Origin of the sequence: Prevotella dentasini JCM 15908, assembly GCF_000614065.1 — a bacterium.
GTDB classification, from domain to species: Bacteria; Bacteroidota; Bacteroidia; order Bacteroidales; family Bacteroidaceae; genus Prevotella; species Prevotella dentasini.
Map to the genome: position 1 here is coordinate 170,123 of NZ_BAKG01000002.1, position 14,300 is coordinate 184,422.

The 14,300-nt window shown below is 49.2% G+C and carries 8 protein-coding genes, 1 tRNA gene and 4 pseudogenes; 8 read left to right on the forward strand and 5 right to left on the reverse strand.

The genetic code is table 11. The annotated features are described in order from the left end of the window. Window positions 1-9 precede the first annotated feature (9 nt). The 5 genes and pseudogenes from JCM15908_RS01730 to JCM15908_RS01750 all read left to right on the forward strand — a co-directional run bounded on the left by JCM15908_RS01730 (window position 10) and on the right by JCM15908_RS01750 (window position 4,728). Window positions 10-666, forward strand: coding sequence for an ExbD/TolR family protein (locus JCM15908_RS01730; protein WP_025002024.1), 657 nt, complete (start codon window positions 10-12; stop codon window positions 664-666). After that, window positions 666-1,340: an ExbD/TolR family protein gene (locus JCM15908_RS01735; RefSeq protein WP_025002025.1), complete on the forward strand. Its 675-nt coding sequence runs from the start codon at window positions 666-668 to the stop codon at window positions 1,338-1,340. Before JCM15908_RS01730 ends, JCM15908_RS01735 begins: the two co-directional genes overlap by 1 nt. A 34-nt stretch (window positions 1,341-1,374) precedes the next feature. Beyond that, window positions 1,375-2,259 carry an energy transducer TonB gene (locus JCM15908_RS01740; protein WP_025002026.1) on the forward strand — a complete coding sequence of 295 codons (885 nt, stop codon included), beginning with the start codon at window positions 1,375-1,377 and terminating at the stop codon, window positions 2,257-2,259. Between the two features lie 10 nt (window positions 2,260-2,269). Beyond that, window positions 2,270-3,228, forward strand: a pseudogene (locus JCM15908_RS11645) (PstS family phosphate ABC transporter substrate-binding protein). Window positions 3,229-3,312: 84 nt separating this feature from the next. Continuing rightward, the gene (locus JCM15908_RS01750) at window positions 3,313-4,728 is read left to right on the forward strand and encodes a tetratricopeptide repeat protein (RefSeq protein WP_025002027.1); all 1,416 of its coding nucleotides are present in this window, start codon (window positions 3,313-3,315) and stop codon (window positions 4,726-4,728) included. 470 nt (window positions 4,729-5,198) lie between these two features. Here the strand turns inward: JCM15908_RS01750 and JCM15908_RS01755 are convergent. The 3 genes and pseudogenes from JCM15908_RS01755 to JCM15908_RS14515 form a co-directional block, all read right to left on the reverse strand. Further along, window positions 5,199-5,274 (reverse strand) — tRNA-Lys (locus tag JCM15908_RS01755). 1,044 nt (window positions 5,275-6,318) lie between these two features. Beyond that, window positions 6,319-8,363, reverse strand: a pseudogene (locus JCM15908_RS11650) (protein-disulfide reductase DsbD family protein). Between the two features lie 209 nt (window positions 8,364-8,572). Then, window positions 8,573-8,854 carry a hypothetical protein gene (locus JCM15908_RS14515; RefSeq protein ID WP_148295489.1) on the reverse strand — a complete coding sequence of 94 codons (282 nt, stop codon included), beginning with the start codon at window positions 8,852-8,854 and terminating at the stop codon, window positions 8,573-8,575. A 523-nt stretch (window positions 8,855-9,377) separates the two neighbouring features. Between JCM15908_RS14515 and JCM15908_RS01780 the strand changes: the two genes are divergently transcribed. The 3 genes and pseudogenes from JCM15908_RS01780 to JCM15908_RS01790 all read left to right on the forward strand — a co-directional run bounded on the left by JCM15908_RS01780 (window position 9,378) and on the right by JCM15908_RS01790 (window position 12,423). Then, window positions 9,378-10,505: a DNA polymerase III subunit gene (locus tag JCM15908_RS01780; RefSeq protein WP_025002032.1), complete on the forward strand. Its 1,128-nt coding sequence runs from the start codon at window positions 9,378-9,380 to the stop codon at window positions 10,503-10,505. Between the two features lie 130 nt (window positions 10,506-10,635). After that, window positions 10,636-11,725 (forward strand): annotated as a pseudogene (locus JCM15908_RS11655) (PSP1 domain-containing protein); the annotation flags it as partial. A gap of 47 nt (window positions 11,726-11,772) precedes the next feature. Further along, window positions 11,773-12,423, forward strand: a complete 651-nt coding sequence (locus JCM15908_RS01790; protein ID WP_506256108.1) for a gliding motility lipoprotein GldH — start codon at window positions 11,773-11,775, stop codon at window positions 12,421-12,423. A 25-nt stretch (window positions 12,424-12,448) separates the two neighbouring features. Here the strand turns inward: JCM15908_RS01790 and JCM15908_RS01795 are convergent, their stop codons facing one another. Beyond that, window positions 12,449-13,531, reverse strand: a complete 1,083-nt coding sequence (locus JCM15908_RS01795; protein ID WP_025002034.1) for an AI-2E family transporter — start codon at window positions 13,529-13,531, stop codon at window positions 12,449-12,451. A 12-nt stretch (window positions 13,532-13,543) separates the two neighbouring features. Further along, window positions 13,544-14,196 (reverse strand): annotated as a pseudogene (locus JCM15908_RS11660) (thymidine kinase). Window positions 14,197-14,300: the final 104 nt, after the last annotated feature.

Below are 14,300 nucleotides of genomic sequence, written 5' to 3' on the forward strand. Positions count from 1 at the left end.
TTTATCGCTATGGGTAAAGTAAAAATTAAGAAGAGCGACGTCTGGATCGATATGACGCCTATGTCGGACGTTATGACCCTGTTGCTGACCTTCTTCATGCTGACTTCAACGTTCGTCAAGAACGAGCCAGTGAAGGTGAACACACCGGGTTCTGTGTCCGAAACAAAGGTGCCAGAGAACGGCGTCTTGACGATTCTCGTAAGTCCCGAAAAGGGGGCTAACGGGAAGCCTACTGGCGAAGGCCAGGTATTTATGAGCTACGACAACACGAATGAGTTGGGACAGATTGTTGACATGATGACAACTCTGACTCCTGCGCAGCGTAAGACCTTTACGGCAGAATCTACTTTCGGTACACCTATCGATAAGTTGGCTGCTTATCTGTCCAAGCCTGCAGCTGAACGTAGCAAGGAACTCCCCAAGATGGGTATCCCTCTTGACAGTATCCAAGGACAGGACATGACGGAATTTCAGCAGTGGGTAAATGCTGCCCGCCAAGTGAATCCGAAGGTTAGACTTGCCATCAAGTCTGATGCCGAGACTCCTTATGGAACGGTAAAGAAAGTAATGAGCGAACTTCAGGATATGGATGAGAGCCATTACTACATGATTACACAGTTGGACGCTAAAAAGGCTGCTCAGGCAGCTAATGGAGGGGCTAAATAATGGCAAAAGAAGCAAAAAGTAAGCAGAAGAAGATGACGGTCCGTGTGGACTTCACTCCTATGGTTGATATGCTCATGTTGCTTATCACATTCTTTATGCTGTGTACGTCTCTCAGTAAGCCTTCAACTATGGAGCTGACTATGCCGAGTAACGATAAGAACACTCAGGAACATCAGAAGAATGAGGCTAAGGAATCACACTCTATTACAATCTATATTGCCGATGGGGACAAGATGTTCTACGGCAATGGTAAGCCAGAGTATGATAACGCAAATTGGCTGAAGCCTGCTGATTGGGGAAACACCGCATCGGGTATTCGCTATGTCCTGCAGCACAAGCAGGTAGGCGATCCTACGGCTGGAGAAGCAATTACCCTTCCTTATCAGGATATGGATATTGCTATGAAAGAACTTCGCAAGAAGAAGCAGGCTAATCCGGAGCAGTGGCCCGATAGTGTTTATCAGGCAGAGGTGGCTATGATTAAAACAGGTCAGATTAACGGCAAGAAAGTGCCAACAATGACAGTTATTATCAAGCCTACTGACAGGGCGTCTTATCGTCATCTCGTAGATATTCTCGATGAAATGCAGATTTCATACGTTGGAACTTATGTCATTGACAAGCTGAGCGACCAAGACAAGGCTTTGTTGGCTAAGAAAGGTATCAATGCTTAATCAATGAATTAGTAACAATTAAAGAAAAAGAACAATGGCAAAAATAGATCTATACGATCCGAAATGGGTCGAGATGGTTTTCGCTGACAAGAATAAGGAATATGGAGCCTACACGCTTCGTAAGTCTGTCTCTCAGCGAAACATTAAAGCACTGGCTATTCTGCTTATTGCTGCATTCCTCGGTGGTGGATATTTAGCTTACCAGATTAAGAAGCATAATGATGAGTTGGCTGCTCAGGCTGCTTATCAGGCGAAGATGGAACTTGCAATGCTGGCCGAGCAAAAGAAAGCTCAGGAAGAGCGCAAGAAGCAACAAAAGAAACCGGAACCCAAGAAGATTGAGCCGGAGAAGGTTGTTCCAGAGACACGTGCTACTGTTAAGTTTACAGCACCAGTCATTAAGGACGATAAGGATGTAAAGGAAGAAATGCCGCCAATGGTTAAGATGAATCAGGAAACCAAGGCTGTAGGTACAGAGAATAAGGAAGGTACGGATGATCGTACCGAAACTGCCGCTCGTAGTACCGTTGCAGTTCCTGAGCAGATTGTGCCGAAGATTGAGAAGCCTGTAGAAGAGGCACCAAAAGCAGAGCCTAAGGAAGAGGTTGAAAACAAAATCTTTACCGTGGCCGAGCAGATGCCTACTTTCAAGGGTAACGTCAATGCATGGTTGAGCTCTCACCTTACCTATCCTGCTGTTGCAGCTGAAAATGGTATTCAGGGCCGAGTTATCGTTAAGTTCGTTGTCGGACGCGACGGTGGTGTAAGCCAAGCTCAGGTAGTTCGTGGTGTTGACCCGGCACTTGACCGTGAGGCTATCCGTGTTGTGAACAGCATGCCGAAATGGAATCCGGGTATGAACAACGGTCAGCCGGCTAACGTTTGGTTCACACTTCCTGTTACATTCAAACTGCAGTAAGCAATTAAGTATGAAAAGATCGACGTTCTACATTTTTGTAGGATTGATACTATCACTTGGTGTTTTCTCTTCCTGTGGGAAGAGAAAAGCCAAGGATGGTAGAACAGATACACCGACGTCAGGGACGATTAAGTTCGCCTCTGACGAAAGTTTTAGCCCCATTATAGAGGAAGAGATACAGACCTATCAGTATCGTTTCCCACATACCCATCTTTTGCCAATCTATACAGATGACAACACGGGTATGCAATTGCTCCTCGACCAGAAAGTAAACCTCTTCTTCACGTCTCATGCTCTGAAGAAAGGCGAGGATGCACTCTTAAGAGGTAAAGGTCCGATTCCTGCTGTTTTCCCGATTGCATACGACGGCATTGCTTCATTACCAATCGTGCGAATACCGATACATGTATCACTGTCAATGACATTAAGCGTCTGCTGAGTGGTTCGGTTACACGTTGGAGTCAGATTTATCCGAAGTCCGATAAGGGAGATATTCAGGTTGTTTTCGATAATAAGGCATCGGCAACCCTTCACTTTGTCGTTGACTCTATCTTAAATGGAAAGAACATTAAGAGTAAGAACATAGTTGCAGCCAAAAGTAGTAAGGCTGTTATAGACTATGTTCACAAGACTCCGAACGCTATAGGTGTTATTGGTTCTAATTGGCTCAATGACCACCGAGATTCTACAAATACAACTTTTAATAAGAATATCAATGTTTTGTCTATCTCCAAAACAAGCGTAGCACAGCCGGGAAACAGCTGGCAGCCCTATCAGGCATATCTTTTGGATGGTAGATACCGTTTGTGCGCACTATTTATGCTATTGTCGCTGACCCCCACAAGGCTTTGCCATGGGCATTTGCCAACTTCATAACAGGCCCTATAGCAGATGATAGTATTTAAGTCAGGGCTTCTTCCTTATCGCGGTGAGATAAATATCCGTGAAGTAGAGGTGAAAACACAATAAATATTAAAGCATTAAACTTGAGGATAACATCCACATCACATACGTGTACAGATAAAACAGAGTAGAACTTAAAACGTTTGAATTATGAAATCAATTAAATATCTACTGGCTGGGGCTTTGATATTGGGAATGTCAACTCCGGCAATGGCTCAGAGTGAAAGCTATCAGACAGCTTTGAATCCTATCATCAGTGCACTTGAGGCTGCACCTGACGACCCGAAGGCAGGAAAGACTCTTATAAAGGCATACGAGAAGACTTTCAGGAAGGACGAGCAGGCTATGGTGGCATTGGCTAATGTCTATCTTGTGCAGCATAAGTTCGACCTTGCTACTGCTATCGCTGATAATATTATCAGCAATAAGAAGATGAATGGTACGTATGCTTATCTGCTTTTAGGCGATATTGCTGCTATTCAGGACAGTATCGGTAATGCTGGTGCCGCAGCTGAGAAGTATCAGATTGCCATCAGCCTTGACCCACATAATGTTGCTGCTTACGAACGTTATGCACGTGTTTATCGCCACGTTAATTCAGACTTGGCTGTAAAGAAATTGGAAGAACTTCGTAGCGTTGAGCCAAACTACCCTGTAGAGGCTACTGCTGCTGAGATTATGCTGAAGGACAGAAAGTATGCAGAGGCTCTTAAATGGTATGACAAGGCAGACCGCAGCATCCTTTCAGAAGACAATTTCTACAACTACGGCTTCACTACTTATATTCTTAAGAAGTATGACGCAGCCCTTGATGTCGTTAAATCAGGCCTTGCCAAGTTCCCGAACAGCGAATACATTGCCCGCATTGGTATGATGGCAGCTGTTGAGAAAGGCAATTTTGCCGATGCTGTTAACTTTGCGCAGAAGATGTTTGCAGGCTCTGGCAAGAAGGTTGCCAACGATTATGCTGTTTATGCCAAGGCTTTGGTTGGCAACAAGCAGTATGATGAAGCTCTCACAAACATTAACAAGGCAATGGAGCTGGATAAGACAGACGTTGAGCCGTTGAAGACTCTTGCTTCTCTCTATATTGCTCAGGGCGATGAGACTAAGGCCCTTGAGGTACAGCAGGAGTATCTTTCAAAGAGTAAGAAGGCTACTTCCAACGACTGGAATACGCTTGCACAGACTTATGTTGCGATGGCCGATAAGGCTGCTGACAAGGCCGCCAAGGATGTTTGCTACGACAAGGCTATGGAAGTGTACGAAACGATGATTACAAAGTTCCCATCCATCTCCGACTGGATTTGGTTGAACGAGTCGAATGTGGCTTATATGAAGAACGATGCCGATAAGGTTGCAAAAATCTACGAGAAGGTGGCTGCCTTTGAGGAGGCAAAGACTTCTTTGGATGCTACGAGCAAAGAATATCTGGAGACTGTTTACTATGGCTTGGGATATTATTATTCCAAGACTGGCAATCAGGAATTGGCAAACGATTACTACAAGAAGGTGCTGACTGTTAATCCTGACAATGAAAATGCCAAGAAGGCACTTGGTATGTAATCTATTGTTTCTTACAATATTATATAAGGCGATGGTCGTGCGACTATCGCCTTTTTTCTTATTTCTCAATGATAATTCTTGAGATATGCAGATATCCTCGTGTGGTTGCTTCATGCGGTATCGTTCTTGTAGCAAGGGCCAATGGTGAAAGCATATCTTTGCCCATTATACCTCTCTACTCTATGCCGGGCAGACAGAAAAATTGCTTTTTCTCCCAGAGAGACAAAGCATCAATTTTTATTTTCCTTTTTTCCTGTCATGCTGTCAATATTTCCAATCCATTGATAATCAGGATGTAAAATGTTAAATACACTGACAGGCTGACAGGAATATGCTATTAAGGTGCACTTTTCTTTGTAAATGCTTGATGAATTACGTGTGTTTTCTCAATGGAATATCTATGAGGCGTAAGTTGTAAAGGAAAAAAATAACAAGGAGAATATACATTTCTGTATGTTCTCCTTGTTATTTGGTGACTCGTATGGGGCTCGAACCCATGACCCCAACATTAAAAGTGTTGTGCTCTACCAGCTGAGCTAACGAGTCTTTCGGCCAACTTCCGTTATCGAAAGCGAGTGCAAAGGTACAACTTTCTTCTGATAATTCCAAATATTTCCTTATCTTTTTGGGATTATCCGCCATGTTGTCCCGTAGTGTTTTTTTCTTATCATCCTATGTTTCAGGACGTATTATGTTGGTGTTATTATCGGTCCTTTTCCCGTATTAGTGTTGTCCCTGCATGTTTGCTGTTTCGTTTAGGGAACGGACAGGCACGGGGCCTGTCCCTACAGGGTAATTGTCCTCTGTCTGTAGGTCAGGGTGAAGGGGTAGAAGAATAGATTTCTGCCCTGAATCTCATGTGTATGGCAAGGCTTGAATGTTGGGACAGACCTCGTGTCTGTCCGGAGCAGGCAGGACGGACAGGCACAGGACCTGTCCCTACAGGGTACTTGTTCCCTGCCTGTGGGTCAGGGTGAAGGGATAGGAGAATAGACTTCTGTCCTGAATCTCATGTGTATGGCAAGGCTTGCATGTAGGGACAGACCGCGTGTTTGTCCGAAGCCGGCAGGACGGACAGGCACAGGGCCAGTCTCTACAGGATACTTGTTCCTTGCCTGTAGGTCAGGGTGAGGGGATAGGAGAATAGACTTCTACCCGGAATCTCATGTGTACGGCAGGCTTGCATGTAGGGACAGACCGCGTGTCTGTCCCTACATGCAAAACGACAGGCGAAGAAGTATCTGTCCCTGCATGTTTACCATTTCGTTTACGATACAGAGCGAACCTTGTGTTGTTCGTAGGGCGTTTATCAGCTGTGTGTATTCTTTGGCAGTTTTGCCCTAATACAAGATGGGCGGTAGTTGGGTTGGGAGGATGGGAAACATGCAGCCCTGCATGAATATAATGCCCTCTACGAGGACTTTACCGTCTTGGGATAGGTTTGGGAGCTGTTGTTGCAGTGATAGGATGTCGGAAGCGATGTAGTGTCTGCGTGTAGTCTTTTGGAAAAAGTGCCGTGCCGGTACTTAAGGTATATAAAGAAAAATCCTCATCCCTTTATTAATCGGGATGAGGATGATGAGTGAGAGATTATTTCTTGTAGTTTTCAATACCCTTGTTCAGGAAATCAAGGTATCCGGGTATATCCTCTTTATAGACGAAGCTGCCGCTCAGAGGATTTCCGTTGTTGTCTACCGTTACGTAGAATGGCTGTGCCATGTAACCGAATTTGGTCTCTTCCAGATAGCTCCACTTGTCGCCGACGGTGCGGAGAGTTCGTGTCGAACCATTCGGAGTCTTCACGGTTATCGGTGATTTCAGCGGTGTCTTGTCGTCAACATAGAGCGAAATCAGCACGTAGTCTTTCATCAGCTTGTCTGCTACCTGTGGGTCGGTCCATACAGCACCCTCCATCTTGCGGCAGTTTACGCAGCCGAAGCCCGTAAAGTCGAGCATGACAGGCTTGCCTGCCCGGGCCGCTGCCCGCATACCTTCTTCGTAGTCGGTATATTTAGCCTCGATGGTCTTGGTGTCAAGGTTGAAGTCCTGTGTGTACATAGGTGGTGCAAACGCACTGACAGCCTTACAAGGTGCACCCCACAGACCGGGAATCATATAGATGGTAAAGGCAAGCGAAACCATTCCGAGCATGATGGCTGGTACCGGCATGGCCTTCTGGTCGGCATCGTCGTGGGGGAACTTCAGCCAGCCGATGAGGTAGAAGCCCAACAATCCGAACATGGCAATCCAAAGAGAAAGGAATGTCTCGCGGTCGAGAATGTGCCATCCGTAGGCAAGGTCAGCTACGGAGAGGAACTTCAGGCGAAGGCCAATTCGATGAAACCGAGCACTACCTTAATCATATTCATCCATGAGCCGGACTTCGGAGCCTGCTTCAGCCATGTTGGGAAGAGGGCAAAGAGCGAGAATGGCAAGGCCAGTGCGAGGGCAAAGCCAAACATTCCTATTGCCGGAGCCACCCAGTCGCCGCTTGTGGCAGCCTGTACGAGCAACAGACCGATGACCGGTGCGGTGCAGGAGAAGCTGACGAGGGAGAGGGTGAACGCCATCAGGAAGATGGAGAGCAGACCCGTTGTAGAGGCTGCCTTGCTGTCTACTGCATTTCCCCAAGACGAGGGCAGGCGCAGCTCGAACCAGCCGAAGAAGCTGAAAGCGAAGACTACGAGCAGCAGGAAGAAGAAGATGTTGAACGGCGCATTGGTCGCCAGTGCATTCAGCTTGTTCGGGCCGAAAATGGCGGTAACGATAAGGCGAGTGCCATGTAGATGACAATGATGGAGATACCGTATGTAATGGCGTCGCGGATACCTTTTTTCTTATCGTCCTTTGCACGTTTGAGGAAGAAGCTGACGGTCATTGGGATGATAGGCCATACGCAAGGTGTCAGCAAAGCGAGCAGTCCGCCCACTACGCCCATCAGAAAGATGTAGAGCAGAGAGGTGTTCTCGCTGCTCCGCCCTTGTCGAAAGCCTTCAGTTCCTTGATAACGGGCTTCCATAAGTCGCTGCCCGATGCCACTCCGGCCGTGTCGGTAGCTGCCTCCGATGCTGCGGTCTCCTCGCCGGCTGCCGTAGCTGCCGTGTCGGCAGCAGCACCGTCGCTGTCTCAGCGGCTGCACCGTCTTCTTCGGTAGTCGTTTCCGTTGCCTGCGGGGCGTCTGCCGGGCCGTTGCCCTTGTAGTTGAAGTCTACCGAGGTAGGCGGCATGCACATCTCGTCGTTGCATGCACCGTACTCCAGATAGCCCTTGATGTTGTAGGTTTTTCCTGTAATCTTGTACTTCTGTATGAAGCTGACGCTGTTTTCAAAGTATCTCAGCTTCATGCCGAAGATATTGTCGTCTACGTTGAGTTCTCGTCCGCGTGGCATCAGTTTGCCTACAGGCTGTGCTCCTTCGGCCTTTTCGGTGTGAAGGGTAGCAGAAGTCGGTCCGTCGGCAGGCAGTCCCGTTGAATAGACGTGCCATCCTTTGTCTATTTTCGCAGTGAAAATCACTTCTACTTCAGACGGGCTTGTCTGTTTCTGCTGTACTTTAAAGTGAACTGGCGTCTGCTGTGCCATCATTGTAAGGCTCAGCAGAAGAAACACAAAAAGGGTAATCTTTCTAATTTTCATCGTATGTTCTGAGATTTAATTAACTATTTATTTCTACATTAGACCATGCAGGGTAAGCCACCGGCCCTTCTTTCACTAAATGCTGCAAAGATACGGAAAAGAATTAAAACCGCAACAAAAATCCAAATATTTTCTGAATTTTATCTTATAATTTTTTTGTGTTTGCCTTGAGATAGTTCCCGTTCCGGATGGTAAATGCGTGAAAAATGCTATGTTGGAGAGTTTCTCTGCGCGGTGAAGTGCCCCCCGTGCTGTTGTTTGGTGCCGTTGATGATGGGTGCGGAATGAGGCCGGTGTGTGTTTCCTGTGTATATGTCTGCATGCACCGGCAAGGTAGCTGTGTCTCTCGCTGAATCTTCCTCCGCATCAGCTTCGTGTGAAGAAGACGCGGCGGTCTTCTTGCTGTATGAGGAAGATGGATAGGAAACCGATGTAAGGAAATTTCCGAACGGTTCGTCGGTGTCGGCTGTCTGGCGATGCGGAAGTGCCATTCTCGCAAGGCGAAACTGCCACTTTCGTCGTATAATAGTGCCACTCTCATTCACCGGGAAATGCGCTTTCGTGATATAATCTGATAACTATTTGAATGTCAGTCTGTTGTGAAGCTGTTAGGAAGGCCTGTCAGCTATTCTTCAATATTACTCCGTCTGCTGTTTTTGTAAATATGTTTCTTTCTTCTCACTGGGTGAATTGAAAACCTTCTGTTGGATATTTCTGTGTCGTTTCTCCTGTTTCTCAGTTTCCCCATGTTGCCGGACGGCCCGGCAGGGCTTGTGCTTTCTTGTTTTTTGCTTGCCATTTATTCGTTTCCAACAGCGAATATTCAGTTTTATTTATTAACTTTGTAGCCTATATGTTCCTTAGCGGACAGATGCGGAAGATGTGCCGGTGGCTTTCCTTCTACGGCTATGACCGATTGCAGTAGGTGGGCGGTGAGGAGGCGGACTTGGAACGAATCTCCGTTGTCTGAAAAGGCAAAACAACATAAACGGGCATCAGTGCCCACGCAGTATAATGGATTTCAGCGAAGTAATAGGACAGGAGGCCGTCAAGCAGCGGCTTATGCAGATGGTAGGGAAAGACCGTGTGCCCCATGCGCTCCTCTTTACCGGCCCGGAAGGGACGGGCAAGATGGCGTTGGCCATGGCCTTTGCCAGTTATCTGCTCACCCACGGCGTCAGCGCACCCGACAATGCCCGGGCGATGATAGCGCGTTGGGAGCATCCCGACCTCCACTTCACCTATCCCACCATCAAGCTCCCCGGCATGAGTGCGGAGCATCAGCCCGTCAGCAGCGAGTTTGCCAAGGAGTGGCACCGGCTCATCATGGACGGGCCATACTTCACGATGAACCAGTGGATGCAGGCGATGGGGGCTACCACCCAGCAGGCGGTCATTACGGGAGCGGAGAGCGACGAGCTCTCGCGTATATTGGCGTTGAAGTCCAGTCAAGGGGGCTACAAGGTCTGCATAGTCTGGCGACCCGAGCGAATGAACCTTGCCTCTGCCAACAAACTGCTGAAACTGCTCGAAGAGCCGCCGCAGGGAACGGTCTTTCTCATGGTCTGCGAAGAGCCGGAGAAACTGCTCGACACCATTGTCAGCCGTATGCAGCGCATAGAGGTGAAGCTCATCGGCACTGCCGATATAGAGCGTGCCCTGACCGAACGGCGCGGATTGGAACCCGGGATGGCAGGCCGGATGGCCCGTGTGGCACACGGCAGTTGGCTGAAGGCACTGGAAGCACTGGAGGCCGGTAACGAGAATCAGGAGTTTCTCGGCATGTTTCAGATGCTGATGCGGCTCTGTTATATGCGCAACGTGAAAGACCTGAAGCGTTGGAGTGAGGCTGTAGCTGCCTACGGACGCGAGAAAGAGCGACGCATGCTGGTCTACTTTCAGCAGCAGGTGCGCGAAAACTTCATGTATAACTTTCAGAATCCCGAACTGGTCTATATGACGCAGGAGGAAGAGGGCTTTGCACGCAATTTCGCACGCTTCATCAACGAGGCCAATGTCGTCGAAATCAACGAGCTGTTCGGGCGTGCCCACCGCGACATCGGGCAGAACTCCAATGCCAAGGTTGTGCTCTACGATGTGGCCCTGAAGCTGATAGTGCTGCTCCTGCGGCAGGTTCCATGAATTGTGGATGGGGACGGAATATCCCTTCAAGAGAATAAGATACATTCAAACAACAACATATACACCTCCGGGAAACGGGCGGACGGCTGAGGCCGATGCCGGTTGATAGCTGGAGACACACAGACAAAGTATGGATTACAAAAATATGCAATTCAAGATATGGACAGGCTGCGACCGCGGTCTGTGCCATCAGGCTTGCGGACGGCAGGACCGTCAGCTGAACACCTACGACTGGTTGGAGGACGTGCCGGGCAATACCGATACGACAGACCTCGTAGAGGTGCAGTTCAAGAACACGCGCAAGGGATATTACCACAACGTCAACAACCTCAATTTGCAGAAGGGAGACGTGGTGGCGGTAGAGGCCAATCCGGGGCACGACATCGGTGTCGTTACGCTGACGGGGCGGCTCGTGAAGTTGCAGCTGAAGAAATCGGGTGCCGTCAAGTCGCCCGAGGACATACGGCGCGTCTACCGCCATGCCAAGGAAGTGGACATGCAGAAATACGAGGAAGCCAAGGCCCGCGAGCATGCCACGATGATTGAGAGCAGGCAGATAGCCAAGGGACTCGGGTTGAAGATGAAAATCGGAGATGTAGAGTATCAGGGCGACGGCAACAAAGCCATCTTCTACTATATTGCCGATGAGCGTGTCGACTTCCGGCAGCTCATCAAGGACCTTGCCGCAGCCTTTCATGTGCGCATTGAGATGAAGCAGATAGGTGCACGGCAGGAGGCAGGGCGCATCGGCGGTACAGGCCCTTGTGGCCGGGAACTCTGTTGTGCCACGTGGATGAAGAATTTCTCCAGCGTCTCCACGACGGCTGCGCGGTTTCAGGATATATCGTTGAACCCGACGAAATTGGCAGGTATGTGTGCCAAGCTGAAATGCTGTCTGAACTACGAGGTAGACGACTACGTAGAGGCGAGCCGCAGATTGCCGAGCCGGGAGATTCATCTCTTCACGCAGGACAGCGAGTATTATCTCTTTAAGACCGACATTCTGAATGGGCTTTGCACCTATTCTACGGACAAGAACTTTGCCTCCAATCTGGAGACCGTCACGGCTGCGCGTGCAAGGGAGATTATAGAGATGAACAAGCAGGGCGAGAAGCCGCTGTCTCTGCTCCACAACGGCAAGGCGAAGCCTGTCAAGAAACCGGTTGATTTGCTAGAAGGGGCAGATCTTAGCCGATTTGATAAGGCAAAGAAAAAGAAAGGCAAGAATGGCGGACAGCGCAGGAACGGAGGCGACGGCCGTCAGCCCGTGCAGGGAGAAAGACAGCAGAATGGCCGGGGACAATATCGCGACGACAACCGTCAGCGTGCCCCGCGGGCAACCGTCCCAACCGCGAGGGCCGCGCTCCTCGTCCGAACGGGCAGGAACAGCCGTCCGTTTCCGAGGCTCCGACACCCACCAACGGCCATGAGGAGTAAAGGGTACACCTTATTATATATAGTCGCCCTGCTGTTGTTATTGGGACTGACATCGTGCAGGGACGGCCGTACCTACGACCACTACGAGCATGTGGAACTGGACGGGTGGGGGCGCAACGATACCACCCGTTACCACGTTGCCCGGCAGTGGGAAGGCGTGTACGAGATGTGGTTAGGGCTGCGTGCCACACAATCTTATCCGTACAAGACGGTCAGCCTGATAGTAGAGCGGACGGTCGTTCCCAATAAGAAGCATCCTGCACCCCATACTTCTGTAGACACCGTAGTCTGCAAGATAATTGACGACGACGGACGACTGACGGGAAAGACGGGCGTCAGCAGCAGCGAGTTGTTGCTGCCCGTTTCTTCGTTCCGTCTCAACCGTTCCGACTCTCTCGTCATCTCCGTCCATCATATCATGAGCCGCGACCAACTGCCCGGCATCAGCGAGGTCGGCATACGGTTGGATAAGGTGGAGTAGCCTGTGGCTTTCTGTAATAAATAACTTATGTTTTTTCTTCCTCTTCCTGTTCTCTCGTAACGTATCGTTGCCAATAGGCAATGATAAGCGTCGTGAGCGGCAGGGCTATAATCAGGCCGATGAAGCCGAGTAAGGCACCCCATACCGACAGGGAAAGCAGCAGGATGGCAGGGTTCAGGCCCATGGCCTTACCCATGATTTTCGGTGTAACCACCATGTCGGTGAGTACCTGAACGATGGCAAAGACAGCCAGAGCCGAGAGGAAAATTATCCAGAAACTCTGTCCTGTGTCGGCAGCTTTCAGCAACGCAAGGAACGCTGTAGGGATAAGGGCGAACGTATGCAGGTAGGGTACGAGGTCGAGAATACCTATCAGGATGCCCATGCCGATGGCCATAGGAAATCCGATGACCGTAAACCCGATGCAAAACATGATGCCCATGCAGAGCGCAACCATTCCCTGACCACGTATATAGTTGTTCAGCTCGCGCTCAACATCCTGTGCCAGACCTCTCCAGAAAGGGCGTGCCTTTTTCGGGAATATCTTTATCCACTTGTCGGTCAGTGTTTCATAGTCGAGCAGAATGAAGAACATGTATAGCAGGGTGATACATGATGCCACGATGGAAACGACGATACTGGCAGTCTGTCCGATGACAGAGAAGAGTTTGGGCATGGCTGTCTTGATGGCATCCGTAAAGTCGGGACTTTTCAGGAACTTCTCTATTTCACGCTGATTCTCCTGAATCCATTGCTGTACTGTAGCCGATATGCTGTTTGTGTGTGCCGTTTCGTGGACATAGCGCGTGGCGATTGCCGTGAACTTATCGAACTGGTCTATCATCGGAGGAATGATAAAGAGGAAGATGCCCGTCAGGATTGCCGTAACGAAAATGAGGGTTACGACAATGCTCAAGGCCCGGGTGGGAACGTGCATCTTATACTGTACAAACTTCACGAGGGGGTAGAGTAGGTAGGCCAATAGCCATGCGATAAAGAAAGGAAGCAGAACTCCCGACAGGGTCTTGACTATAAAGAGTGCGGCGAAGATGCCGAGGGCTATCAGAGTCCAGCGGATGAACTTGTCGAAAGTGATGGGTTGTCGCATAATTAGGATGCTTTAATGGTTGTGGGATGGGGCAGTGGCAGTCTGCCGGTCTTCTTCTGTGTCGTCTTCCGGGTGTGTTGCACCCTCTGCCTCTAATGCTTTCTGGTAACATTCGCGACAGAGCGGCTCGTACTCCTGTTGTTCGCCGAGCAAGACTCTGCGGTTGTTGGCAACAAGACGGTGGCTGACATAGGCGAGTGCACCGCATTTCACGCAGATAGCATGCACTTTAGTAACTTCGTCGGCAATGGCGCACAGGGCTGGAATGGGGCCGAACGGAACGCTTGGTAGTCCATGTCGAGTCCTGCCACGATAACCCTCACACCATTGTTAGCCAACTGGTTGCAGACCCCGACGAGTCCTTCGTCCAAGAATTGTGCCTCGTCGATGCCTACCACCTCAATATCTGATGCCAAGAGGAGGATGTTGCCTGAAGAGTCGATAGGCGTAGAGTGGATGACATTCTGGTCGTGGCTGACCACATCTTCGTCGGAATAGCGGGTATCAATGGAGGGTTTGAATATCTCCACCTTCTGCTTGGCAAACTTCGCACGCTTCATTCGCCGAATCAACTCCTCGGTCTTGCCGGAGAACATGCTTCCGCAGACCACCTCAATACGCCCCTGTCGACGTCTTTCGCCGCTTAAGTTATCTGTCATTACCATAGTTTTTGCAAAGGTAAATAATTTTGGAAGAAAGTTGGGCAGAAAGCTCTGCTTTTAATACTTAATGTCTTTCTTTATTTGAAAATTACCAATTGCTGGGTTGC